Annotated in this window: 23 protein-coding genes; 12 read left to right on the top strand and 11 right to left on the bottom strand. The window is 36.9% G+C overall.

Translation table 11 applies throughout. The features are described 5' to 3' along the window. Positions 1 to 19: 19 nt before the first annotated feature. From ACO052_RS15570 to ACO052_RS15525, 10 genes are all read left to right on the top strand, one after another. Complete coding sequence (locus tag ACO052_RS15570; protein ID WP_422104713.1) at positions 20 to 664, top strand: hypothetical protein; 645 nt, start codon at positions 20 to 22, stop codon at positions 662 to 664. Between the two features lie 108 nt (positions 665 to 772). Next, positions 773 to 1,681, top strand: coding sequence for a hypothetical protein (locus ACO052_RS15565; RefSeq protein WP_422104712.1), 909 nt, complete (start codon positions 773 to 775; stop codon positions 1,679 to 1,681). Between the two features lie 139 nt (positions 1,682 to 1,820). Then, positions 1,821 to 2,549 (top strand): hypothetical protein, encoded by a 729-nt coding sequence (locus ACO052_RS15560; protein WP_422104711.1) that lies wholly within the window; start codon positions 1,821 to 1,823, stop codon positions 2,547 to 2,549. A gap of 197 nt (positions 2,550 to 2,746) precedes the next feature. Next, positions 2,747 to 3,670 (top strand): SMI1/KNR4 family protein, encoded by a 924-nt coding sequence (locus ACO052_RS15555; protein ID WP_422104710.1) that lies wholly within the window; start codon positions 2,747 to 2,749, stop codon positions 3,668 to 3,670. Positions 3,671 to 3,852: 182 nt separating this feature from the next. Beyond that, positions 3,853 to 4,380 carry a DUF4303 domain-containing protein gene (locus tag ACO052_RS15550; RefSeq protein ID WP_422104709.1) on the top strand — a complete coding sequence of 176 codons (528 nt, stop codon included), beginning with the start codon at positions 3,853 to 3,855 and terminating at the stop codon, positions 4,378 to 4,380. Positions 4,381 to 4,670: 290 nt separating this feature from the next. Further along, a complete protein-coding gene (locus tag ACO052_RS15545) occupies positions 4,671 to 6,374 on the top strand; it encodes an alpha/beta hydrolase-fold protein (RefSeq protein ID WP_422104708.1) in 1,704 nt (567 codons plus the stop codon). A 58-nt stretch (positions 6,375 to 6,432) separates the two neighbouring features. Next, on the top strand, positions 6,433 to 7,218 hold the full coding sequence (locus ACO052_RS15540; RefSeq protein ID WP_422104707.1) for a hypothetical protein: 786 nt from the start codon (positions 6,433 to 6,435) through the stop codon (positions 7,216 to 7,218). Between the two features lie 175 nt (positions 7,219 to 7,393). Further along, positions 7,394 to 8,449: a LuxR C-terminal-related transcriptional regulator gene (locus ACO052_RS15535; protein WP_422104706.1), complete on the top strand. Its 1,056-nt coding sequence runs from the start codon at positions 7,394 to 7,396 to the stop codon at positions 8,447 to 8,449. Between the two features lie 176 nt (positions 8,450 to 8,625). Next, positions 8,626 to 9,921 (top strand): DUF4198 domain-containing protein, encoded by a 1,296-nt coding sequence (locus ACO052_RS15530; protein ID WP_422104705.1) that lies wholly within the window; start codon positions 8,626 to 8,628, stop codon positions 9,919 to 9,921. A 2-nt stretch (positions 9,922 to 9,923) separates the two neighbouring features. After that, on the top strand, positions 9,924 to 10,607 hold the full coding sequence (locus ACO052_RS15525) for a HupE/UreJ family protein (protein WP_422104704.1): 684 nt from the start codon (positions 9,924 to 9,926) through the stop codon (positions 10,605 to 10,607). Positions 10,608 to 10,679: 72 nt separating this feature from the next. Here ACO052_RS15525 and ACO052_RS15520 read toward each other — a convergent pair whose 3' ends face one another. Further along, a complete protein-coding gene (locus ACO052_RS15520) occupies positions 10,680 to 11,342 on the bottom strand; it encodes an ABC transporter ATP-binding protein (RefSeq protein ID WP_422104703.1) in 663 nt (220 codons plus the stop codon). Positions 11,343 to 11,628: 286 nt separating this feature from the next. Then, a complete protein-coding gene (locus ACO052_RS15515) occupies positions 11,629 to 14,139 on the bottom strand; it encodes a DUF5916 domain-containing protein (RefSeq protein WP_422104702.1) in 2,511 nt (836 codons plus the stop codon). Between the two features lie 224 nt (positions 14,140 to 14,363). On the opposite strand from ACO052_RS15515, the gene ACO052_RS15510 reads away from it, so the two are divergent. Then, positions 14,364 to 14,630, top strand: coding sequence for a hypothetical protein (locus ACO052_RS15510; RefSeq protein WP_422104701.1), 267 nt, complete (start codon positions 14,364 to 14,366; stop codon positions 14,628 to 14,630). A gap of 48 nt (positions 14,631 to 14,678) precedes the next feature. Here ACO052_RS15510 and ACO052_RS15505 read toward each other — a convergent pair whose 3' ends face one another. From ACO052_RS15505 to ACO052_RS15465, 9 genes are all read right to left on the bottom strand, one after another. After that, positions 14,679 to 15,254, bottom strand: coding sequence for a hypothetical protein (locus tag ACO052_RS15505; RefSeq protein ID WP_422104700.1), 576 nt, complete (start codon positions 15,252 to 15,254; stop codon positions 14,679 to 14,681). Between the two features lie 64 nt (positions 15,255 to 15,318). Beyond that, complete coding sequence (locus tag ACO052_RS15500) at positions 15,319 to 17,754, bottom strand: TonB-dependent receptor (protein WP_422104699.1); 2,436 nt, start codon at positions 17,752 to 17,754, stop codon at positions 15,319 to 15,321. Positions 17,755 to 17,807: 53 nt separating this feature from the next. Continuing rightward, entirely contained in the window at positions 17,808 to 18,152 is a 345-nt protein-coding gene (locus ACO052_RS15495) for a hypothetical protein (RefSeq protein WP_422104698.1), read from the bottom strand. A gap of 53 nt (positions 18,153 to 18,205) precedes the next feature. Next, positions 18,206 to 18,700, bottom strand: coding sequence for a DUF6787 family protein (locus ACO052_RS15490; RefSeq protein WP_422104697.1), 495 nt, complete (start codon positions 18,698 to 18,700; stop codon positions 18,206 to 18,208). Between the two features lie 27 nt (positions 18,701 to 18,727). Next, positions 18,728 to 19,168 carry a DUF6146 family protein gene (locus tag ACO052_RS15485; protein ID WP_422104696.1) on the bottom strand — a complete coding sequence of 147 codons (441 nt, stop codon included), beginning with the start codon at positions 19,166 to 19,168 and terminating at the stop codon, positions 18,728 to 18,730. Between the two features lie 190 nt (positions 19,169 to 19,358). Continuing rightward, positions 19,359 to 20,006 (bottom strand): DUF937 domain-containing protein, encoded by a 648-nt coding sequence (locus ACO052_RS15480; RefSeq protein WP_422104695.1) that lies wholly within the window; start codon positions 20,004 to 20,006, stop codon positions 19,359 to 19,361. Positions 20,007 to 20,116: 110 nt separating this feature from the next. Beyond that, positions 20,117 to 21,067 (bottom strand): D-2-hydroxyacid dehydrogenase, encoded by a 951-nt coding sequence (locus ACO052_RS15475; RefSeq protein WP_422104693.1) that lies wholly within the window; start codon positions 21,065 to 21,067, stop codon positions 20,117 to 20,119. An 89-nt stretch (positions 21,068 to 21,156) separates the two neighbouring features. Further along, positions 21,157 to 22,218, bottom strand: a complete 1,062-nt coding sequence (serC, locus tag ACO052_RS15470) for a 3-phosphoserine/phosphohydroxythreonine transaminase (RefSeq protein ID WP_422104692.1) — start codon at positions 22,216 to 22,218, stop codon at positions 21,157 to 21,159. Between the two features lie 114 nt (positions 22,219 to 22,332). Further along, on the bottom strand, positions 22,333 to 23,391 hold the full coding sequence (locus ACO052_RS15465) for an acyl-CoA reductase (protein ID WP_422108071.1): 1,059 nt from the start codon (positions 23,389 to 23,391) through the stop codon (positions 22,333 to 22,335). A gap of 75 nt (positions 23,392 to 23,466) precedes the next feature. Between ACO052_RS15465 and ACO052_RS15460 the strand changes: the two genes are divergently transcribed. Next, positions 23,467 to 23,820 carry a 4Fe-4S dicluster domain-containing protein gene (locus ACO052_RS15460; protein WP_422104691.1) on the top strand — a complete coding sequence of 118 codons (354 nt, stop codon included), beginning with the start codon at positions 23,467 to 23,469 and terminating at the stop codon, positions 23,818 to 23,820. Positions 23,821 to 23,867: the final 47 nt, after the last annotated feature.

Here is a 23,867-nt window from a genome sequence, read left to right as displayed (position 1 = left end):
TAACTAAAACTACTTGACGATGAAGAAAGTTCTATTTTTTACAATACTAATAATTTCCAACTATTCCTATTCACAAATTTCTACAAGACATTTTATTAAGGGAGTTGAAATAGTTGATTACATCACCTTTGAATTATGCGCCGATAGTATTTCTGGGATTAATCAAGTCGAGCTAGTTAAAGAAAAAACTAATCATAAGATTCAAGCGAACATTGATCTAATGATTGATTTTTTGAAAAATTTTGATTACCCTAAAGACGGACCCTTGGTTGGTAGATGTGGAGTTTTAACGTTCTCACTCATTAATCCAGAATTTGAAAATATTGAATTAACGGATAGCGAAAAAAAGCAATGTTTAAAATTCAGAAAAGGTAAATATGAATATCATCATATAAACCACAAGTCCACAAAAGTTAAAAGAGGAAGAAGGATTCAGAAGGAAAAAAGCTATAGGGGAAATCAAATCTACAAGATTGTTTGGACTTCCGATTCAACATACGATTTAATATACCATAGATTGACAAATGATAAATTAAAATATTTAATTGGGGAGAAAATCAAAGTAGAGATTATTAAACTTATCGGTGACAATGGCTATGTATATAGATCTACAAGCCCAAATGGAGTTGTATATTATGGAGCATTATATAAATCCAAGAATTAACGATGCACAACAGAACCAAGTTAAAAAACAAACAATTTTAAACTAATTCCGATAGCTATCGGGACACGCAACTACTCTTAGCCCATACCGTCATAGTACATAAATAAAATGAAAACTCTTCTAGTCATATTTGCAGTAATTGCAGGAATCATAGGACTGATTTTTCTAGGTCTCATTATTGCCGCCAATAGAAGACGACCAAAATTTAATAACAAAGGATTTACGCTACTCGAAAAAAAACTCTTAATGGAACTTTTCGACCTCTTTGAACCAGATTTGTCTAACAAGCTTAAAAAACAACTTGAATATTTCGAACCTAAACGAAAATGGCGACAGTACTGGGAAAAGAGTATGTCGGTAGAACTTTACGGTGACAATGACAATCCTCTATCAGAAGAATTACGATATAACAGAAGAGACGAGAGTAAGCTCGCCATAATTAGATTTAAGGTGAATGACGAAAAGTATGCTATCGAATTTGACAACTATGATGGTCGACTTTGGGGTTGGAAAATAAGACCTAACCCTAAATCGATAATGAAAGTAGATGCTGTTCAAATCGCGAGCAAGAAGATACATACCGACCCAAGCTCATTCGCTCACCCTAATTTTAAAAAGGAAAAACTAAAATCGGCTCCAGCCTTTACAGGTTGGCTGACTAAACTGACTAAGATGGATAACATCAAGGCATCCTGGTATCCAATCGGTCCAAAGTTTCTCGGAAAATATACAAAACGCATTGACTCAAAACTTCCAGACGGATATTTGGAATTAATCGAGCAGACAGAAGGACTAGACTTTGAGCAATACAGAATCTTAGGGGTTTCAGAAATCTATGCGACTGGACTTGATGATGGTAACTACTACCATTTGGCAGAATTTGACGATGGAATTATGGCAATTAAAGAAGGTGAGCAAACTGGAACAATGTACTACTGCCATTATTCTGGATTACTAGATGAATTAAGCTCCGATTTTGAAAAAGAACTTATAGAAAGAATTAAATATGATACATAAATAAAGTGTATGTCACTAGACAGGACTAAATTCCCACTAAGAGTTCATCTCAATTCACTATCTTTCGGCAAAGAGCTATACACAAGCCCATTAGCTACATGCTCATAAACACTTTACACATCATATATAACATTTAATAATGGATGCAACCTCCGTAATATGTATTCCTGGGAAATGGGAATCGAGAACAGCAATTGTTCAAATGATACCAAGGCTAAGCCATCATAAATATGTTTTTGCTGGACAAATCCTTATGAACATCTCGACTCAAGAAGACTTTGAATTAGAAATATGTGAAAAGGATGATAGAATGCCAATGTCGTTTGCTTTTGCAGGAAAAGTGAATGGCATTCAAAAAAGTGATATTGATGACATAAAAGAGCACAATAAGGTCATTTACCTATCTAAGAAAATCAGGTCTATTGGTCATTTAGAAGAACTGGCTGATATTGCGAGCATGATTCTTCAATCTGATGGTTGTGGCGTTAAAATTGAATCTGCTGGAATGGCATTTTCAACGAATCAATGGCTTTCTTTGCAGAAAAACAGAACCTTAAATGATCTGTACAGCATGTTTGTCTGTGATTCAATAAGTTCAATACTATCGGGATTATACTCTTGCGGCATGCACAATTTAGGTCTTAAAGACACTATCGTTGATGATATGGATTCGGAAAAAGGACAAGAATTGATAAGAGCTTTTAACTTATATCAATTGTTGGAAAAACCTGAAATAATCGCAAACCAGACCTTTAGTTTAAGTAAGAATGCCACAATTTACAGGATATCAGAGGAGAATAATCAACCCAATAAAGGCTATGAATTATTCGAAAACCCCTTTGGGATGTGGAGACTTTCTGCGACATAAATATAACCTCACAGTTCTTAACAATACGTTTCGCTCATGGTGCCTGTTTACATTCGAGTAGGGGTGAAGTCGTTGATTGAAATTACTTACATCTGTTTGCTTCAAACATATCATGGCAATTTACTATCTTTCTGCAATTAACCATACATATACCTTTGGTAGTAATATATTTATAAACCATATAATCCATATCATAAATGACTATTCCAGAAAAATTAGAGAAAATCAGTGACTGGACTTTTAACAACTACATACTTGATAGCGAAAAAGTAAGCAAGAATGTCGAGACAGATCTTTTTGGCACAATTGGGAATCTTCTTGAAGAAGACATTCCGAAAGAGTTTATCGAGTTGTATTCACAATTTAATGGTGAAGAAGAAGGAGATGGTACAGGAAGTCTTCTTGGATTGCAGTTTATGGATTTAAAAAGCGTCATTTCTGACTTGGAGTTTTCAAGAAGAATGATAAAACCCAAGGGTAAAAAACTGGAAGAAAGTGAAACAACAAGAAACATCATTTCAAAGATCGTTAACTACTTTTTATTTGTAGTACCTAAAGATAAAAATTGGAAGCGGTTAGAATTAGAGTGCTCGCCCATTTCATTGGGTGGACCATATTTATACTTAGAGAAAAATGAAGAACGAATCATATTAAAATTTTTAGAGGATAGTGATATAGCTTTTGAACTTTGTAAGGAACTTCATCAATTGGAAAAGGATATTATAAATTGGGATAAATTGGAATTTGTTATATATCCTTCAGGTCAATTCGATATGAAAAGAATAGAAACAAATTGGGATGAGATTATGGATTTTGAATCATTCCCGAATAAATCTGTCCGATTAAAATACTTTCACTATAAGTGGTTACCTATTTTTACCGATGGCTCTGGCAATTTTATCGGTATGGACTTAGATCCTGATGAGAACGGAAAAAAAGGACAGATAATAATATATGGCAGAGATGAAAGGGTACTAGCTGTAATCTCAGAAAATTTAGACGCATTTCTTGAATTTATTTTACATTACATAGATACAAATCCGGATATACTTCTGACCGAAAATCATATTCACGAAATTTTCAAACATCTAGTAGGAGCACCGCATGAATTACTAGAATAAAACTGTTGTCAAAAACTTTAATAGTGTATTGCATTTGGTTCCGATTGCTATTGTGAGGCCAGAGACCAATTCATTGCAATTCATTATCTTTCAAATATGAGGGAAGGCCTTGTCGATTTTTCCTTAACACGTTGCTTTAGACAGAAAACCTAACATTGATGGTAATTAAAAACAAAAACTAAGTGAAGTTAACAAAGCTAATTCAAGAACTAAAAAATGAATTTGAAGTTTACTTAATTCAGTGTCTGAATGAATTTACTTCAGAAAATGATATCAATGGAATAGGAATTTTTACGGATTCCGATATGTCATCTTTTGTTATTTATATAAACACCAAAAGCCACTTGAATGAACGCAATTCAGATGCGGATACTCAAGATGAACAATTGACAAATAAGTGGTGGTTGCCAGAATGGTATTGGGAATCAGAGGATTCTAGTGGTCAGAATCGCATCATTGCCATCACTCAAAAAATTTCAAGTCAATTAGAATTTTATGATTACAAGAGAACGCTTTTTAAAACCTATTGTGAAATATTAGAGAACCTAAATGACTCAGACTTCATCAAATTAGATGATAGTTTTGTACGTCTGGTGCAAGAATCCGACAATTTTGATTCTGAAACCGATAAAAATGATTTATCAAAAATACTGACCGAATCGCAATGGAATGAGTATTTGAGATTTAATAAATACTGGTTAGGATATTAATCACCCAGTGGCAACAACGAGCATAATTAATTGTGCTGACTTTCCTCTCTGAAATTCAATCTTATGAATTCCTTTTATTTACGGTTAAAAAGTGATTCAGCTTTTTCCATGACTAATCATACACAAACCTTTGTATCCTAGACAACAGTCAGTATGCACGCCATACATGCATTTAAATGAGCCGGTCTAATTAAAAATCATCCTAGGGACTAGTCCCAATTTCAGCCCAGCGTTACACAAAAATTACGCGTTCTTCAGAATACATTTGCCTTAACAAAATGTTTAAAATCATGAATCGAAAAATCGTTGTATTTTGGCTAGCACTTCTTTTTTTGGGACGTTTATTTCCACAAGGCCAAAGAACCATTAAAGTCATTGTGCCTAATAAGACTGATGAGGTATTTATTACAGGCAATCAAGAGTCCTTAGGAAACTGGAATCCAAATCATATTAAAATGGAGAAAGTTTCAGACTATGAGAGAACCGTAACCCTTGACCTTAATTATCCAGCAGAATTTAAGTTTACAAAGGGGGATTGGAACTCAGAAGGTATCGTAAAAACACTTCATGATAATCCCAATTTAAGATTAGAAAACAAAGATTCAAAAGGTATTTTTATGTTGAAAGGCTGGTCTGATGACACCAATGGTGATGCTTTAGGCTTAGAGTATAACACTATGTTTTTCACTTCAAAATATGTGGATGATGGACGACAAATAAAAGTGGTACTTCCAAAAAATTACAACCCTCTGAAAAAATACCCGGTGTGTTACATTACTGATGGAGAATGGCGAAACTTTGAGGTGGCCAAAAACTACTTGGAAAGTCTTGCGGGAGATCCTTATGACATTGTGCCCGAAACTATACTCGTTGGGATCGTTCATGGTGCGACGGATAATGTGAGCAACAGAAACAAGGATCTTGATGTGTATTACAACGAGTCAGGCAAAAAATTCAAGAATTTTTTATTCAAAGAATTAATCCCTCATATGAATAAGACCTATAGTACGTCTGGTTTTAACGTCATGATCGGTCATTCTAATGGGGCTGAATATAGCCATCATTTATTACTAGAACCAGACAATCCGTTTCGAGGATTCATATCCATATCAACCAACTTTTACAGTAAGGATGTTCGTAAAGAAATGAGTGAATTTATGAAAAACTATGAAGGGAAACCCATGTACTATTTCGTGGCCAATAGCGAGTTTGATTCACCAGATAGAATAGAGGCGGGTGATGATTATGAAAAGATTTATAATGCTAATAAAAATGATAGAATTTCTTTTCAGAAACAACTATTTGAAGGCGGCCATAATTCTATGGTACCAGCATCGCTCTTTGAAGGCTTACGATTTGTATTTAAAGATTTTAAAAATCAAAAGAATTACCCCACATTTTATGCATATAGAACTAATTACTTAAACGATATGAAAGCCATCTATGGTTTAGAGGTGACTTATAATCTGAGCGACATGGACCATTTTATAAGTGCTATTTTCGATAATAAAAAAGAAAAGGAACTCGGTGATTACTTTGATTTTGTTGAGGAATACAAACTCTGGCAAAACCATTATATGAAAGAACCTGGAGGGCTCGATGCGATGAACAAAGGAAATAATTATTTTGTGATAGAAGCCTATGAGAAGAGTGCAGAACAGTATGCAATCGCCTTAGAACAACTTGAAATTACAGTAGAACCAGCAGTGTACTATTATAACCATGATAAAATTGTGGAGAGTTTTAATAAGATAGGTCAGCACAAAGAATTAATGGAACTCTTAATTAAAAGCAAGGACGTACTCTACAATAACCCCCAGTTTTTGCGAAGGAGTCAAAACGCAGTGCTTTTAGCTCTGAATTTTGAAATTGCTAAGCTCTCAAATGCACAAAACATCAATAGAAAAGAAGGCAAAAAAGCTCTGAAGTATTGTAAGGACAACTTTAATAAGAATAGCTATTTCACCTTAGAGGACCTTAAGGCGCTGAAATAATTCTCTAACGTTATTCCCTAATATGCTTAGAAGTTTTATAGGAGTCTAGAGCAAAACTATGACTACTAAAACAGTCGTTGGGTACAATTTAAACAAGAATCTTATGAATAGAGCAATCATCTATATGCTTTTAATACTTGCTTTAGGTTGCAAAGCAAAAGAAAGAACAAGTGAATTTGAATGGAATCTCAAAAAAGAAAAAGCGCATAACCAGAACAGGAATGATTCGACAACATGGAGTTTAAAAACGTGGAAGGCTGATACCCAAAATGTGGCATTGCGAGGACAACCCATAACCGATGGTGTTTATCCCGTACCTAAATATGAACTTACAGATCCTACTTTCGACGGTTTAGGAAATTCAGGCAACTGGAAAGGCTTTGAGGTAAAAGGCAAAAAAATAATTCACCATTCGTTATACGTTACTAGAAATGCCGTTAACAAAACGTTCATCAATGACAAACCCAATGCGGTATTCTTTACCATTGCTGTATTGACGGATAGTATAGATCTAAAAGGCTATACCCATACCGATGTTAGTGTGACATCTCGGAACCATCCGCATTATGCCGGACAAGGATTCGTCAAAACTAAAACAAACAAGGTCGATTTCATATCTTTTATTACAGCCGATAGAAATGCATATGCCATTGTGAATATGCGGCTGTTTGATTTGAGAATTGGACGACTAGTATTAATTGCACCACAAAAAGATGGGACTTTACGTTCGTTACAGATGAATTCGCCAATAATGTCTTCAAAAGAAATGGACGAATACCTTGAAAAGGTAATGTCTAATGACAAAAGAGTGATCGAATTCTTCACTAAACCGGATAACATTTAAAGGACATACAAAACACGCTTAACATATACGAACACATGAATCACATCTAGATACCAAGTTTTGATCCTACACAATTTTCCATAAGTCAGAACGCGAAAAGATGTATTTGTTTAGGGGATTAAAGATTTTTTTGATTTTATCAATCATTGAAATTCTTTAATTTTGGAAACCTAACATGAAACAAATCGTCTTTTTACTTGGGTTTTTCTTTTTTACAGCATTAAGTCAATGCTCTTATGCGCAATATTCAATATCAGGTTATTTAGATACGCCAGAGAAAAACAAAAGGGTATACCTAAGCTTGCTGAAATATAATGAGGAAAATACTATTGCTACTGACCAAATTTTGATGTCAACTTTAACGGATAGCTTAGGCTATTTTTCTTTCACAGGCAAACTACTTTCAGATAAGCATGCCTTATACCGCATTCATTCTAGAGTAGTAGAGGAGGACGGTGCCTTACAAATGGCAAATAATGAGGATATAAAGAATTTGCACAATTTTGTGTTTTCTAATCAGGATACCATCATTTTTGAAAAAAACAGCAAATTTTGGTTTTCTAATAATACCAATACCAATCCTATCGACAACGAATGGCAAGAATTCAGTAAGTATGTCACTCAATTAAATACAGAACTCTATGCTTTAACGGACTTTAATCAAAAAAATCAACCGTCTTCACAGATGCTATCGGAATTGAAAGCTTACGCCAACACTCAGAAAGTTCATCCCTTAGTAACTTTGGTTTTACTCTCTGGTGTTAGAGAGACTATTATTGAAGAAGATTTTAAAAACGATACTCCATTTTATGAGGCACTTCAGGATAGTCTTAATGCTTATTACGATAATAGCAGCTATGCCCTGCAATTTGAAGACCTCATTATCGATTTGTCAAAAGCCGAAACCCAGACAAATTTGGCATTTTATAGGCGATCGACCTATGTCTTGGGTGTTATCTGTTTTATATTGTTGACAGGTGTTATCCTATTATTTATAAAACTTAGGCAATCAAAAAAAGGAGGGGTACAACAAGATACTATCAATTTAACCAATCAAGAAGAGCGTGTGGCAGAGTTGATTATTCAGGAAAAAACCAATAAAGAAATCGCCAACGAGCTCTTTATTTCACTGAGTACCGTAAAAACCCATATCCGAAATCTTTATGCGAAGTTAGAGGTGAGCAATAGACAAGAGTTTGTAGACAAACTAAAACATCATTCTAGGGACTAGTCCCTAATTTATCCTAGTACCTTTCTGCAGTTTTGACATACGAAACTTAAAGTAACAGTATTGTAAATTCCGTAGTATTATATATTGATTTCTTAAGACGAAAAGATTAACTTCGCAATAGACGGATAAAGCCAGTCTGTACCTAGTTTATTCAGAAAATTATCAACTTAAAACATATGAAGTTTAATCGAAAAAATATTGGAAAAACTCTAAAAAATAGAGTTTTTAGACCCTTATACTTGTTACTCGCTGTAATCCTATTATGCAGTCATGATTTGTATATAAAACTGGACGCCTATTTCTTAGAACCTGGCCAAGAGGCGACGCTGAGTTTGTATAATGGAACTTTTGAAACTAGCGAAAATACCATAACCCGAGACCGTATGCTAGATGCCTCTCTTTTGTTTCAGGGACAGCGCTTAAATATAGATGCAAGTCAATGGACGGATAAAGACAGCACCATTACACAATTTAAATTTACACCTATTGAAACAGGAACTTATGTAGCTGGGGTCTCTACTAAAGCCAGAAACATAGAACTTACCGCTGATAAGTTTAACAACTACCTCGAACATGACGGTGTTTTGGATATGCTTGAATACCGCAGGGATAACGACTTATTAAATCAAGATGCCGTAGAACGTTATGAAAAACATGTCAAAGCGATGTATCAGGTTGGCGATGATAAGACCGACGATTGGCAAACCCCATTAGGCTATCCCATAGAATTTGTGCCGCTAGCAAATCCTTATGAAACATATACGAGTGAAACCTTAGAGGTACAGTTATTGCTAGATGGTCAACCTTTATCCAACCAACTGGTTTTTGCAAACCATGTTGAAGGGACACACGTGCATAGACACCACGATCATGGACATCATGAGCATGATGAGAAAAAACACGGGCACGAGCATAAGCATGATGAGGGTAAGCAAGACCATGACCACGACGGCAAAAAGCACCACAAGCACAATCATGATGGTGATAAGCACAGTCATAATCACGAACATGATGGCAAAAAGCATTCGGATGAGCATAAACACAATGATGCTAAGCATAAGCATGACCATGATGGGAAAAAACATGCACATGAGCACAAGCATGACGATGATGAACACGATCATGACCATGAACACGATGATGGTGAACACGGTGATGACCACGATGCTAAAAAGCATACGCATACCAGCGGTCAACAATTACGTACTAATGATCAAGGTATAGTCACCATAGATCTACCAGAAGATGGCATCTATTACCTTCGTACCATTCACATGGTTCGTGTTACGGACAGTGATGAATTAACCCATCAATCGAAGTGGGCGACTTTGACTTTTGAGGTCACGCATGAGCATGATGATGAGGCACATACACATGATCATGAGCACGAGGACGGGATTCCTAACTGGGTATTTATTGTAAGTAGCTTACTCATAATAGGTTTGCTATTCTTAGTCTTTAGAAAAAAGTAGTAATGAAGCATCAACATTTAAAACAGGCCTTATTTCTGTTATTGGTAGCCCTTCCATTTTTAGGATTTGCACATGATGTCACCAGTGCCGATCAAGAGCTTTTACGCCATGGTGGTTTGTGGGCTTATATTCGGGTAGGAGCGACCCACATGCTAACAGGTTATGACCACTTGCTGTTTCTAACTGGGGTTATATTCTATTTAAACAGCTTTATAGACATCTTAAAGTTTATCACTGTTTTTACCATAGGACATTGTATCACCTTAATAGGAGCAACCTACGCAGGAATCACGGCTAATGAACACTTAGTAGATGCAGTTATCGCCTTAAGTGTCTTATACAAAGGGTTTGAGAATTTAGGTGGCTTTGAAAAGTTGAAGGTGAAATCACCTAATTTACTGCTTATGGTAGGGCTTTTTGGATTGATTCACGGCTTTGGCCTTTCGACCCGCTTGCAGTCCTTTGATATGGGACAAGAACAATTTCTAGCAAAAATTCTGTGCTTCAATCTAGGCGTGGAAGTTGGGCAGGTGCTGGCATTAATTCCTATTGTTTTTGTAATTACGCTTTCACGAAAGCACAAACAGTTTCCGGCATTTTATAAAGCGGTCAATTGGTACTTAGTATTGGCCGGCGTAGGTTTGTTAGTCTACCAATTATACGGCTACTTTAATGGGCCTCATTGAGGTTATGAAAGCAGGTTTTCTTAAGAAATAGTGCATGCACGTTTAAAGAGCTTTAAACTGCCATAGCTCGTGTTAACTCACTATCTTACCGTCTACCATCCTGAGTTTTCGGTCGGCCATATTAGCTAAGTCCTGATTATGCGTCACAATAACAAAGGTCTGCTTAAATTCGTCTCTCAATTTAAAGAACAAGTGGTGTAATTGCTCTGCTGATTCGCTATCCAAATTCCCAGAGGGCTCATCCGCAAAAATTATGTTGGGTTGGTTAATTAAAGCCCTTGCCACAGCGACGCGTTGTTGCTCACCACCAGACATACTATTGGGTTTATGATGGATACGCTCGCTTAGTCCTAAATAGTCTAGAAGTTCTTTCGCCCGTTTTTCAGCTTCAGCTTTAGGAGTGTTATTGATAAATGCTGGGATACAGACATTTTCTAGAGCGGTAAATTCAGGTAACAACTGATGAAACTGAAAGATAAAGCCAATATGTTGGTTCCTAAATCTCGCAAGGGCTTTGTCGTTAAGGGCTTTAATGGACTGCCCATTAATTATCAATTCGGTATCCGTTTTATAATCAGGTTTATCTAAAGTCCCCAGAATCTGAAGCAAGGTAGTTTTTCCGGCACCAGAAGCCCCAACGATAGAGATGATTTCGCTTTCGGAAATATGAAGGTCTACACCTTTTAAAACGTGCAGATCCTTAAACGATTTATGGATATTGGAGGCTTTAATCATACAACAGCGAAAATACTATTTTAATTTGTATATAAGAACGTCACTTCGAGTGAAATTCAGGATGAATTTTGTGTCGAGAAGTGGCATGAAATAAATAGTCATTAACAAATTATAGTTAGTTAGAGTGTCACGCTTTTGGCGTAGTGCACTTCAACTTTACCTGTTTTCCAGTCCTCTGCACGAGACTTTAAAGGTGGGTTGAACAGGTAGGCAAGAAAATTCTAATCATGAACGACTTCTCGATACGTTTCATGCAAAGAATGAAACACTCGAAGTGGCACCAAACCTATGGCAAAGTATGAAACGCCCCTGTCATATGCTCCCTACTGGCTTGTCCCTCTTGATTTTTGGTTTTCTTTTTAAACATCGACTTGACGTCATTAAAATCTATAAAGTATTGAATGCGCAACGAAAAAATATTCTGCATCGGTTGGCGGAATAGCAAATCCAAACTCTCGGAGAAGCCATCCTCAGCATTCTCATCACTGCTAAAAATCTGGTTTCTATACAATGCCGTTAAAAAACTACCAGGTGCAAACTGCCAAGAATAGCTTAAATCGATATTCCAGGTACTAAAGTTAATATTTGGACTATCTTCAATACCATCAACTGTATAGCCTTCAGCAGTAGTTAGACGTCCATTATCCAGTAGTGTAAACAATTCGTTGTCGTAATTGACGGTATCCCAATAATGCCTGAAGGTAAGACCCAAACTATGAAAAGGGTTAAAGGTGTAGTTGCCAGAAAGTGTATTGGTAACGATTTGTCGGTTGCGTTCTCCTAGAATAGGCTGATCATCAATCTCTGTGGCATAGCCACGATCACCATTCCTGAAATTAAAAAAGAGCCCATAGACCAATAAGAGTTTATCAGAGACTCTGACTCGAGGTTCTATATTAAAATTGTAAGTAAACAAATCACGCCCATCTTCAAATAGCGTAGCAATGTTAGCTCTGGCGTCAATGGCAAAAACGCGGTTATAGTTTGTAGAGATCCAACCACCAGTGCTTACAAAGTTTTCAAAAATAAAAGGTCGTCCATCCCGAGATTCGAAAAAGTCGTATTGCTTACCAGGTTCTATATTTAAACGAAAACCATAAGCGTCCAGTTTTCTGGTAAAGGCGCGATAACCACCACCAAAATTGAAACGCGAGAATGTATTGGGGTCTACAAGTCTTCTGTAATTTGTAAAAAAGTTAAAACGATAACTATTTAATTTCCCAGAAGGTTCAAAAGTCTGGTATGAGAAATCCATCCCAAAATCATTCCGGTTATTTCTGAAATTGAGACCCAAATCATTGATTTCATACTTGGTGTCCGCAAAACGATGGTCGAAACTATATCTAAAATTTCCAGCGACTTTACCAACAAACATAAATGTATTAAACCCAGTTTCAGAGGGATCGTTTTGATAGTTGACATTACTCATTCTAATAGCCGTGTCAAAACGATAGGTGTTCTTTTTATTCACCAGATTGGCAACCAGAGCGGTCACATTACCATCTCTAAATTCCCCTTCACGCATGACATTGGTATTGATAAGGCTTATGGCTGAGTTGCCACCAAACTGCTTGTCGACGACTAAAATATTGTAATTAGCGAAGGGCTCAACCACTTCTGTTCGGGTTTCACCAGTTTCTGTATTTGTAATCGTCGCTTCCGTAGTTTCGGTAATGGCATTAAAAAGACCAAGTCCCCAACCATCTTTTGTTCTACCGGACACCTTTACAGCATTTAACACCTTAACTTCATTAGGGACGTCTGCTTCCTCATTATCGGCAAGATCTAATTCGCCCGTTGGAGCACTACCCACACGTCTAGAAAAGAACAAGCCACCTTTAGAAAATAAATCCACCCCTTCTGTAAAGAACTGCCGCTGCTCGGCAAAGGTTTGCTCAAAAGGACCTAGATTGAGTACCAGATTATCAAAACCAGCTTGGCTAAAATCGGGGATCAAGGTAGCATCGAGTGTAAAATTATCCGTAATCCCATATTTAACATCCATCCCTAATCGTAACGTGGTTTCTGTTTCACCATCAAAACTATCGAGAATTCCAGTACTAAAGGGATAGAAAATGAGTCGGGTAGGAGGTTGGAGTCCACTGAGCCCGTGGAGTTCACCGTGGTATAAACCGATATTGCCTTTGGTAGGATCGATAGGATTCCAGGTATACTGAGCTCTATCCCGTCTAAATTGTCTATGAAACTGTAAGCCCCAAATGGGATTTTCTTCTTCGGCAAAGCGCAAGGTTCTATAGGGAATCTCTATTTCTAAACTCCAGCCATCATCATTGATCTTTACAGCACTCTGCCAAACAGCATTCCAACTAAAATCCTCTCCGATACTTGGATTGGCAATAGCATCCGCTTGTTGACCAGAACTGAATACGAAAAATTGGGTATCGTTTTGGGCATCATTATTTGGATTGATGACCACGGCAAAGAAATCAGTCTGCCCAAAATTATCTCGGTTGACCAATTGCTTCATGATTAATTCAGGATCATCGTAGAGATAGGCCGCTACATAAATGGCCTTATCGTCATAGGTCATTTTGACTTCGGTGTGCTTGTCCTCTGGAAGTGCATTGCCAATTTCTGGTCGAAATTGAATAAAATCAGTTGCGACATCGGCATTTTGCCAAATCGCTTCATCGAGGATACCGTCTATTTTTGGTTTTTGATCCGTGCGCTCAATATTGAGAATTTTTTTGGTAGAAAGCGGAATAGAATCGTTTTGAGCAGGAGAAATAAAGGTATAACAAAAGCTAAGTAAGAAGAATAAAGAACGCAGGTTCATAGTGGATGGTTGATGAAAACTTAAACTTTTGTAATAAGGATAAAATAATAAAATGATTGTTGCACTTTAGCTGTGCAAATCTACATTCTCATAAGAAGCACTGCTCTTAATTAAACGTTAAAAAGGTCTAATGGATGTTAATGAATTCTTAGAACGAACTGACAGACAATACATTTTGGAATACTTATTGCTATTTAATTCACAAATAAACACTTAAATTTTACATGAATATCTATAAAAAACTGGCCTTAGGACTACTTTTAGATGGCTTGGGCTATGTGTCATTAATTTTTCCGCCCTTTGATTTTATTTGGGCGCCACTATCGGCGTATTTGATGACGAAATTGTATAAGGGAAGAGAAGGAAAAATAGCAGCGGTTATCGCCTTTATTGAAGAAGCTTTACCATTTTTGGATGTCATACCCACATTTACCCTAATGTGGCTATATACTTATGTTTTAAGTTCGGAAAAGGCAATAAGCAAGGCATAAAAAAAGCACTCTTAATGAGTGCTTTTTTTATTTGGGTTTATTTATGACTTAGTTGATTTCAACGTTAAATGTGATATCAATATCCGTATCAGTCCCTGTTGCAGATCCGAAACCGCCATCATCATCAACACCTGGAGACTCGTGGAAAAGTTGAATAGTAATAGTTCCTGTTCCTGCTGTTGAGCCAGAAGTCCATACCGTGTTTACACCAAGTCTATTACCATCCGATCTTACATTATCATCAGCAGCTCTTGCCATTGTAAAATCTAGGTTGGTAGCATAAACAAAAAAGTGCGCATCGATACTAGCTTGGTTGGCTAAGATATCTTCATCCAGAAAATCTTCATCTAAATTGAATAATTCGATAGAAGCGTTATAAACGTCATCAGTATCAAATTCGCCTACCACCATTTGTTCTCCAGCATCAATAACTTCATCAAGATTCGCGTCAACCCAAGTTAATACAACAGTATCTGTTGGATCGTCTGCATCTGTGAAGGTAAGAATCAAAGTGGTAATTGCTTCTTCTTCTTCAACTGGTGGTGTACCATCGTCATCATCTGAACATGATGCTAAAAGTGCTAAGCCTAAAAAGGCACTTAAGAAAAATTTAGTTGTTTTCATTGTGTTAAGATTTAAAAAATTAGTTTTCATCGTTTTCGTATTTAAAATTTAAAGTATTAATTGCTTAGTAATTTAATTGTAATTGTAGCCTTATGTTTCTTCCCATGTCGTCTGCAAAGAAACGTAGACGGTTTAAGTAATTTCTGTAGTTGGTATTAAAAATATTGTCGACGCTCAACCGTATATTCAAACTGGATTGTTTGAATATAGGTAGAGTGATTTCACTTTGAAAATGCATTAAATGATATGCCGGAGGTGGACCAAGGTCTACAAAGATATCGTCTTCGTCCGCTATAGGGACTGTGTAATTAAACTCGTCTGGAAATTCATTTTGTTCAAAAGCCCATTCCGACTGTAGATTAGCACTAAAATTACACCATTTAGAATTGCTATAGGTAATACCGTTTGAAGTCATAAATGGTGGAATATCTATTAACGGTAAATCAGCTCTTACATCGTACCCTTTAATAAATGATGATTTGTGATTGGCTCGCCACTGTTGTGTTATTTGATAATCTGCACTAAGATCTATACCAAAAAGTGTGGCGTCGGTTTGTATATATTCCCAAACAGGAAATGGTCCCCTAATTAATGGGATGATACCATCTGGCCCTGGAATTAAGTAGATAAAATTGTTGATGTGATTATAGTAGGACTCTGCTTGAACATTAAATCTTGATGCGGTATAACCATAAGTTGCCGAAATACGATGTGAACGTTCGCTATCAATACGAAGATCCCCAATTTCTATTCTCGCGGCCGAATGGTGTAAACCATCACTAAACAATTCAGAAGCGTTTGGTGCACGACTGGCCAAATTATAACCTAAAGCCATCCATTGATTTGCGTTGAATTCATATTTCATACCCGCAGCAGCAGAGATGTTATGATAATCAAATATGGGGTTAGTCAAATATTGCGAGGCATTAGGGGCAATACCATCAACAACGTCACCGCTCACCACGGAACCAATGATGAGATCTTGAAAATTTTCATCATATCCACGATCCATCCAAGCTGAGGTTCTATAGAATTTTAAAGCATCTATTCTACTAAAGTCATAGCGCAAACCAGCATCGGCAATTAAATCATCGTTAATGATCCACTCCGTGTTGACATAAATACCAAAGTCGTATTTGTCATAATCCGGTATTAAACGTCTTACGCCAGTATCAGGGTTTGCAAAATTATTTTGATACCGACCTAAAAGGCCAAAATTGTATTTTCGTTCTAAATTCTTATCCATTTTGGCATTGGCCGATATGGTATGTGTTTGCAGTTTAAGATCTATGGCAGGTATGCCACTTCGACCTCCTCTGCGTATATCAAATTCAAAACGCTGATTGTTTTGGTAGTCATATTGTACATCAACTTTTCCGAAATTTTTAAAGCGTTTATAATATGAAGCCTTAAAGAGGTGATGCGTTACTTCTTGTTTAGGTTCAATGATATCGTAACCCAAGTCGTTGGTAAAAAGAGGTTCCGGTGCATTGATGGCGTTCGCCAAGTCTTTGATATTACCAATATGAGCGGATCTTAAAATACCAATTTCACTATCGATATAACTGTAAAAAAGCTCAAAACCAGATTCAAAAGTTCTTTTACCAGTATTTACGGTAAAAGCATCAGACTTCACACCTGTATTGGTCAAATAGTAATCGGGAGCTTCTAAATCGCCGATTCGTCTTATAGATCCCTGAACATTAGCAAACCATCCATTTTGAAAACCTTTATTTAAGCTGGTATTGACTGTGATACCAGTACCATTAGTTTGGCCGGTTATTGCCGTTTTTCCGTGTAGCGTATCATTTAAGATAGGCCTTGCAGGGTTTACTATAATAACGCCACCTATAGCATCTCCTCCATAAGCCAAAGTGCCTGAGCCCTTAATGACAGAAATTTGATTAGCACTGTTGATGTCAATATTTGGGGCATGCTCAATACCCCATTCTTGATCTTGCAGTCTTACACCATTATTCATTATCATAATTCGACTACTATGTAATCCATTAATTACCGGTTTTACTATGGCGTTTCCTGTATTTATCGACGATACTCCTGGTACTTCTTTAAGTGCATCGCCCAACGAAAGATTGCCATATTGCTCTATAACATCCCTTTTCAATACGGTCTCTTGAGCAGTTGCTGTTTCCTTTTTTTCTTTTCCTATCACATTGACCTCATCAAGTTCTTCTAAGTGATGTTCTAGTTTAATTACGTGATAAGCATCTCCACGGACGTCGACCGTTACCGTTTTTGTTTCACAAGCGACGTGAGACACTTCTATTTGATAGGTTTTATCACATAAATTTTCGAACTTAAATTTTCCCTGTTTATCTGATATGGCAATCTTATTTGTACCAACAAGTTTTATGGTGGCGTTTTCTAATGTACTGTTGTCATGGAAATCTGAGATTGTTCCACGTAAGACGCTATTACATGTTTGAGTGTAGCCAAAACTAGTTATTAGTATAAATAAGATGAGAAAGATATTCTTCATTTACTTATTTATAATATCTTGATGACTGATCTATTTACTAATGTTTTGAGGTATTAAATAAAGTGAGGAGGTGCTTTATTTCTATTGTGCTCAGAAAAGAGTCGGCCGTAATAGAGTTTTTTATGGACCAAGAGGTCTTTTCCGAAATTGTTAGTGATTTGTATATGGCTTTCGTATGAAAACTCTAGGCTATTGTTGTAGTCTAAACTATTTAGGTTTAGAACTAAGAGGCATAAGTCGCATGAGGTGTCTTCTTCATCTTCATTTTCGTGATGCTCACAAAAATTAACGGAGTAATGCTCATCGTGATTAAAAAGGACATGAAGATTTAGAATATTACTGGTTAGTAATACTGTTAAAAAAAACAGAGTGATAATCTTTAAATAAACCTTCTTCATGCAATCTTGAGCAAACCTATATATATTCCTAAACTAAAGATGTTAACGAAATCTTAATTTTTACCTTTAATTAGACTAAATCTTCTTAACATTTTCTTTTCAAATTCCCAGAAAAATTTGTGCTGACCAAATAACCAACCAAAAGTCACTAAAAGAATTTGATAAAAAATAAGACCGATAATAACAAATAAGACCCAATAGATCAGTGGATGCAAGTTGTCTTTAGTAATGCCAATCCAGGACATGATGGGTCGTCCTATATACATAGAAGCAGAACCTGTGATGGCAAATACGATGAATACACGAATCATTTCCCACCGATATTGCAGAATCCAACGTTTTTCGAGCCACTTAAACAGTTTAAGGGTCACCCACAACAAACTGAAGAAAAAAACCACTGCTAAAATGAGGCTTATCACTGTGCCAAATTTTTGGAATAATACATGGGATAATTTGTATGCCGAGTAGCCCAGGCCTACAAGGCCTAACAGCGGAAATAATAGCTGCCAATTATGTTGTATTTCCCAAGCTTCTTTAAACTTTTTCATCTCATTTCTTAGAGCTGCAAAGTTACGCTAAATTCTAGGAACAAAAGAGGTCAATCGCTGTTTATATTTTAATTGAAAGTATATGAAATAATTGTATAATTTGTAGTTGATCTCATAGCCATAATCGGTACGCGTGTCATAATCTATTGGCAATAGATAGAGGTTTGGATCGTAGTTCTGTGGTTGTAGGTTTCTAATATTCCAGGCTTGAACCAAGAGTGCATTCCGGTTTTCTAACCAGCTTTGGGAATAAAATCCCCTAGGTCTTGCCGTGCCAATTAACCATTGATTAAAACCAGGTTCGATGATAATGATTTCATAATCGCTTTCGTCACTGTTAATAAAAACCGTGTCATTTTCTACCAAAGCATTTTTCTCACCATGATCAATGATTTGATCCGTATTATAGGATTTACAACTTGCTATCAACAAACCAAGCACTAGGACTATGGGAATAATTTTATTCATAATGACTAAAGATATTAAAAATTTTATGGTCTTAATTTCATTCTAGCCACAAAGCAACACAAAAAAAAGTATCCAAGGTCTATAATTATGTAATGATGACCTATCAATGCGTAAGGATGTCATTTTAGAGCGTTAAATGGAATAAAAAAAGCAGCTCTCAGAGCTGCTTTGCCTTTGATATTAAATGCATCTATTTTCCAAATAAGCCTCCAAGAAGGCCACCGAGACCGCCTTTTTTCTTGCTACCGCCTAACACCATACCTGCCACATCATCAATAACACTACCATCGCCATCCGAGTCTAGTACTTGCTCTAAAAAGGTTTGTTCTCTCGTCACTGGACCACTCTGACTTGCACCACCGAGTAAACCGCCCAATAAGCCTGTGAGATCATTTTGAGAACTGACATTATTTTGGCGCGATTGTTTACCTAACATACCCATAAGTATAGGTGCTGCAATTTTAAGAATGTTAGCAACAGATCCGCTGTCTAAACCAGACTTTTGACCAATAACTTGCTCAACGCCTTGACGTCTGTTACCCAATACATGTCCAAGAATCTTATCGCCATCAGTCGTAACGGCCTCATCAACACCACCACCGAATAAACCACTAAGGTTATCTAAAATACTACCATCGTGCTTACTACTTAAGGCGCCCATAAGGCCTTGCGCACCTTCTGGTGTAGAAGCATTGCGCTCCATAGCTTTCATTAGTACAGGTAATGCCATTGTTAATACGTTACTAGTTTTGCTCTGATCTGTTCCTGTAGATCCGGAAACACCACTAATAATTGTTTTTCCTAAGTCGCTATTCAATAAATCTAAGATTCCGTCCATTGTTTTTTATATGTGTTATGGTTAATAAAATTTAGTCTAATAAGGTACAAAAAAAGTCCTAACATATGTAGGACTCATTATTTTAAATTTGGTCACATTTGGACACTAATTTATCCCAGAATACTGATGATTTGATCCGCAAGTTCAAGACCAATTCTGTCCTGAGCCTCGTTAGTAGCTGCACCGGTATGAGGCGTTAATGACAATTCTGAATTCATTAATAACTGTACTTCTGGCTGAGGTTCTTTTTCAAATACATCAAGTGCAGCTCTGGCTACCTTACCACTTTCAATGGCTTTAACTAATGCGACTTCATTAACAACGCCACCTCGAGCAGCATTAGCCAAAATAACACCATCCTTCATTTGACTAAACTCTTTTTCATCGATGACATAGTCTTTTTGAGCAGGCACGTGCAAGGTTAAGAAATCAGCTTGTTTTAAAACGTCTTCTTTAGAAATGGTTTCAATGTCGAAGTTCACTTTCTGACCATCAAAGAATTCCAATTCAAGATGGGCTTTTTCCATAAATGGATCGTAGGCCACAACCTTCATACCGGCACCAATACCTATTTTAGCAGTTGCTTGTCCAATACGACCAAAGCCTATAACGCCTAATGTTTTGCCTTTTAATTCGGTACCTTTGGCGAAGGCTTTCTTTAGGCCTTTAAAGTTGGCATCCCCTTCTAGAGGCATATCGCGATTAGACTTATGTAAAAAACGTGCTAGGCCATAAAAATGACCAAATACCAATTCTGCAACAGAATGGGATGACGCGGCAGGAGTATTAATGACATGCAATCCTTTTTCTCTAGCGTAGTCCACATCGATATTATCCATACCGACACCACCACGACCAATGACTTTAAGGCCTGGACAATTGTCGATAATATCTTTTCTAACTTTGGTAGCACTTCTTACGAGAAGTACCGTAACGTCCTTATCGTTGATATAATTTTGAAGTTGTTCTTGTGCTACATTGGTAGTGATTACTTCATATCCTGCAGCTTCTAAAGCGTCAATACCGCTTTGAGACACGCCGTCGTTTGCTAATACTTTCATTTTTTATCGGTATGGTGGCTGAGGCTCTCGAAGCCACAATTAATTAATTTTTTAGGTGACTTCGAGAGCCTCAGTCACCAATTTTATGATTATGCTTTACTCTCTAAGTCACTCATCACTTCGACAAGTACCTTCACACTGTCTAAGGACAAGGCATTGTACATGGAGGCTCTATAGCCACCAACACTTCTATGTCCATTTAAACCATTGATACCTGCTTCTTTCCACATAGCATCAAAGGTTTCTTTAAGGTTTTCGTTTTCTAAGGTGAAGGTCGCATTCATATATGAGCGATCCTCTTTGACGGCATAGCCTTTAAAAAGTGGGTTTAAGTCAACCTCCGAATAGATTAAACGTGCTTTCTTTTCATTTTCTTCCTCAATCGCTTTGATACCACCTTTGTCTTTTAGCCATTGCATGGTCAACATAGAGACATAAACCGCAAATACAGGAGGTGTATTAAACATACTACCTTTGCCGATATGTACTTTATAATCCATCATGGATGGAATCTTACGTGATACTTTTCCTAAAATATCCTCTTTAACAACCACAAGTGTCGTACCTGCAGGGCCCATGTTCTTTTGAGCTCCGGCATAAATAAGATCGAATTGCGAAAAATCCAACTGACGCGAAAAGATATCACTACTCATATCGCATACCATAGGAATCGGGGAGTTGGGGAAACTCTTCATCTGCGTTCCAAAGATGGTATTGTTAGAGGTGCAGTGGAAATAGTCGTAATCGTCAGGGATTTCATAACCCTTTGGGATATAATTGAAGTTAGCACTCTTAGAAGAGGCGACCTCATAAATATCATCGTAAATTTTAGCTTCTTTTATCGCCTTATCGCTCCACGTCCCAGTATTTAAATAGCCTGCTCTTTTTTCCAAGAGATTGAGTGCTACCATTAAGAACTGTGTACTTGCACCACCTTGTAGGAACAAAGCTTTATAGCCTTTACCTTCGAGACCTAATAGCTCTAAGGCCAAAGATCTTGCATTTTCCATAATATCTACAAAAGGTTTACTACGGTGTGAAATCTCGATAAGAGACAAACCGTCATCATAGTTCACTACGGCTTCGGCAGCTTTCTCCATGACCGATTTTGGTAGTACGCATGGTCCAGCACTAAAATTATGTTTTTTCATTTTATCTGAATTTATTTCAGAGTCGTCGTATTAACCCTGAACGTCATTTTTTAAACAGCTACAAAGGTGCTAATTAATTGGGTATAAAACATTAATAAATTGATAATTTTTGAATCAAATTTTTAACAGGAATTCAACAGTATCAACATTATCTGCATAATCCCAAAGTTGTGGATTTTGCGTTTCGCCGAAGGGGATTTCGACCTCCGAAAATCCGTTAGCCACAACACATTGTATATGGTCCTTGTCTTCAGTTAGTTTTTTCTCTAAATCTGTGATAGTGTCATAATGCTCATAGAATATGGTAGCAATAGGTGAGGCGTAACTCTGATCTTCCTTGAGCATTAAAAAGCCATTTTCCAACATATCAAATTCACTCATTAAATAGACGGCTTTATTATAGTCGTAGTTATTAGCGTATTTGGAATCGTGGATCACGGGATGCCATTGGTAAATGGCATTAAAGAACGCATCAAAGTTATATGCTTTCGGTACAAAGAGCTTAGAGACGTTTCTGCAGCCTAAGCCATAGTATCTAAAAATGTCATCAGAAAGCGCTTCAAGCTGTGTTTTAGTCTCATTACCCGTAAGAATCGCAACTGAATTTCGGTTCTTTCTTATGATTGATGGATGATTTTTAAAGTAGTACTCAAAATAACGCGCGGTATTATCACTTCCAGTGGCGATGACCGCATCAAAATGCGCTAGCTTGTCTGCTGTAAAGGTGATCTTGCCTTTAAAGTCAGGTTCTACAACTTCCAAATACTTGGCCAAAAAGGGGAGCAGGTGCTTGTCGTTAGAAGATTGCTTCACCAATACCTTATGTCCAGATATAAGCACGGACAGAAAATCGTGGAAGCCTACCAACGGAATATTACCTGCCATGATAATGCCAATGGTTCTAGGTGCTATGATACTAAATTGATATGGCGCTACCCACTGCTCTAAATTGACCTTAGTTAGTGCATGGGCCCAAGATGCTATACTAAATAAGACATTAGTTTCGGTAAACCAGCCATTGTGTTCCTTGGCGAGCTTTATTTGATGTTTAAATCCGTCAAAGAATAGGTCATTGGCTTCGATAGCATCCTTTTTTTGAATGCCATTATTAGAAAATTGACTCAAAAAAGCGCCCAATTTTGCGAAAGCGTTAATTCTTTGTTGTAAATCCATCATGTATTTGGTAAAAAGCGCTTTAGGCTTTATTTTTGCAAGTGCAAAATTACGCAATAAAAAAGAAAAATTACGATGGCTATCATAATTACAGACGAATGTATTAATTGTGGTGCTTGTGAGCCAGAATGCCCAAATACAGCCATTTACGAAGGTGCTGATGATTGGAGGTATTCAGATGGGACAAGCCTAAAAGGAAAAGTGGTCTTACCAAACGGCAAGGAAGTCGATGCCGATGAAACCCAAGAACCTATTAGTGATGAGGTGTATTACATAGCACCAGATAAATGTACGGAATGCATGGGCTTCCATGAGGAGCCGCAATGTGCAGCAGTCTGTCCTGTAGATTGCTGTGTGCCGGATGAGGATATTGTAGAAACCGAAGAGGAGTTGTTAGGCAAACAACGTTTTATGCATCCGGATGATTGAGTAAATGTTTAATTAGTAATGAATAATAATCCTAAGCAATAAGTCTT

The sequence above is a fragment of the Winogradskyella sp. genome, assembly GCF_965228925.1.
In the GTDB taxonomy this organism is placed as follows: Bacteria; Bacteroidota; Bacteroidia; order Flavobacteriales; family Flavobacteriaceae; genus Winogradskyella.
The sequence above is the reverse complement of the archived record's forward strand: the minus strand, read 5'-3'. Positions and strand labels throughout refer to the sequence as shown.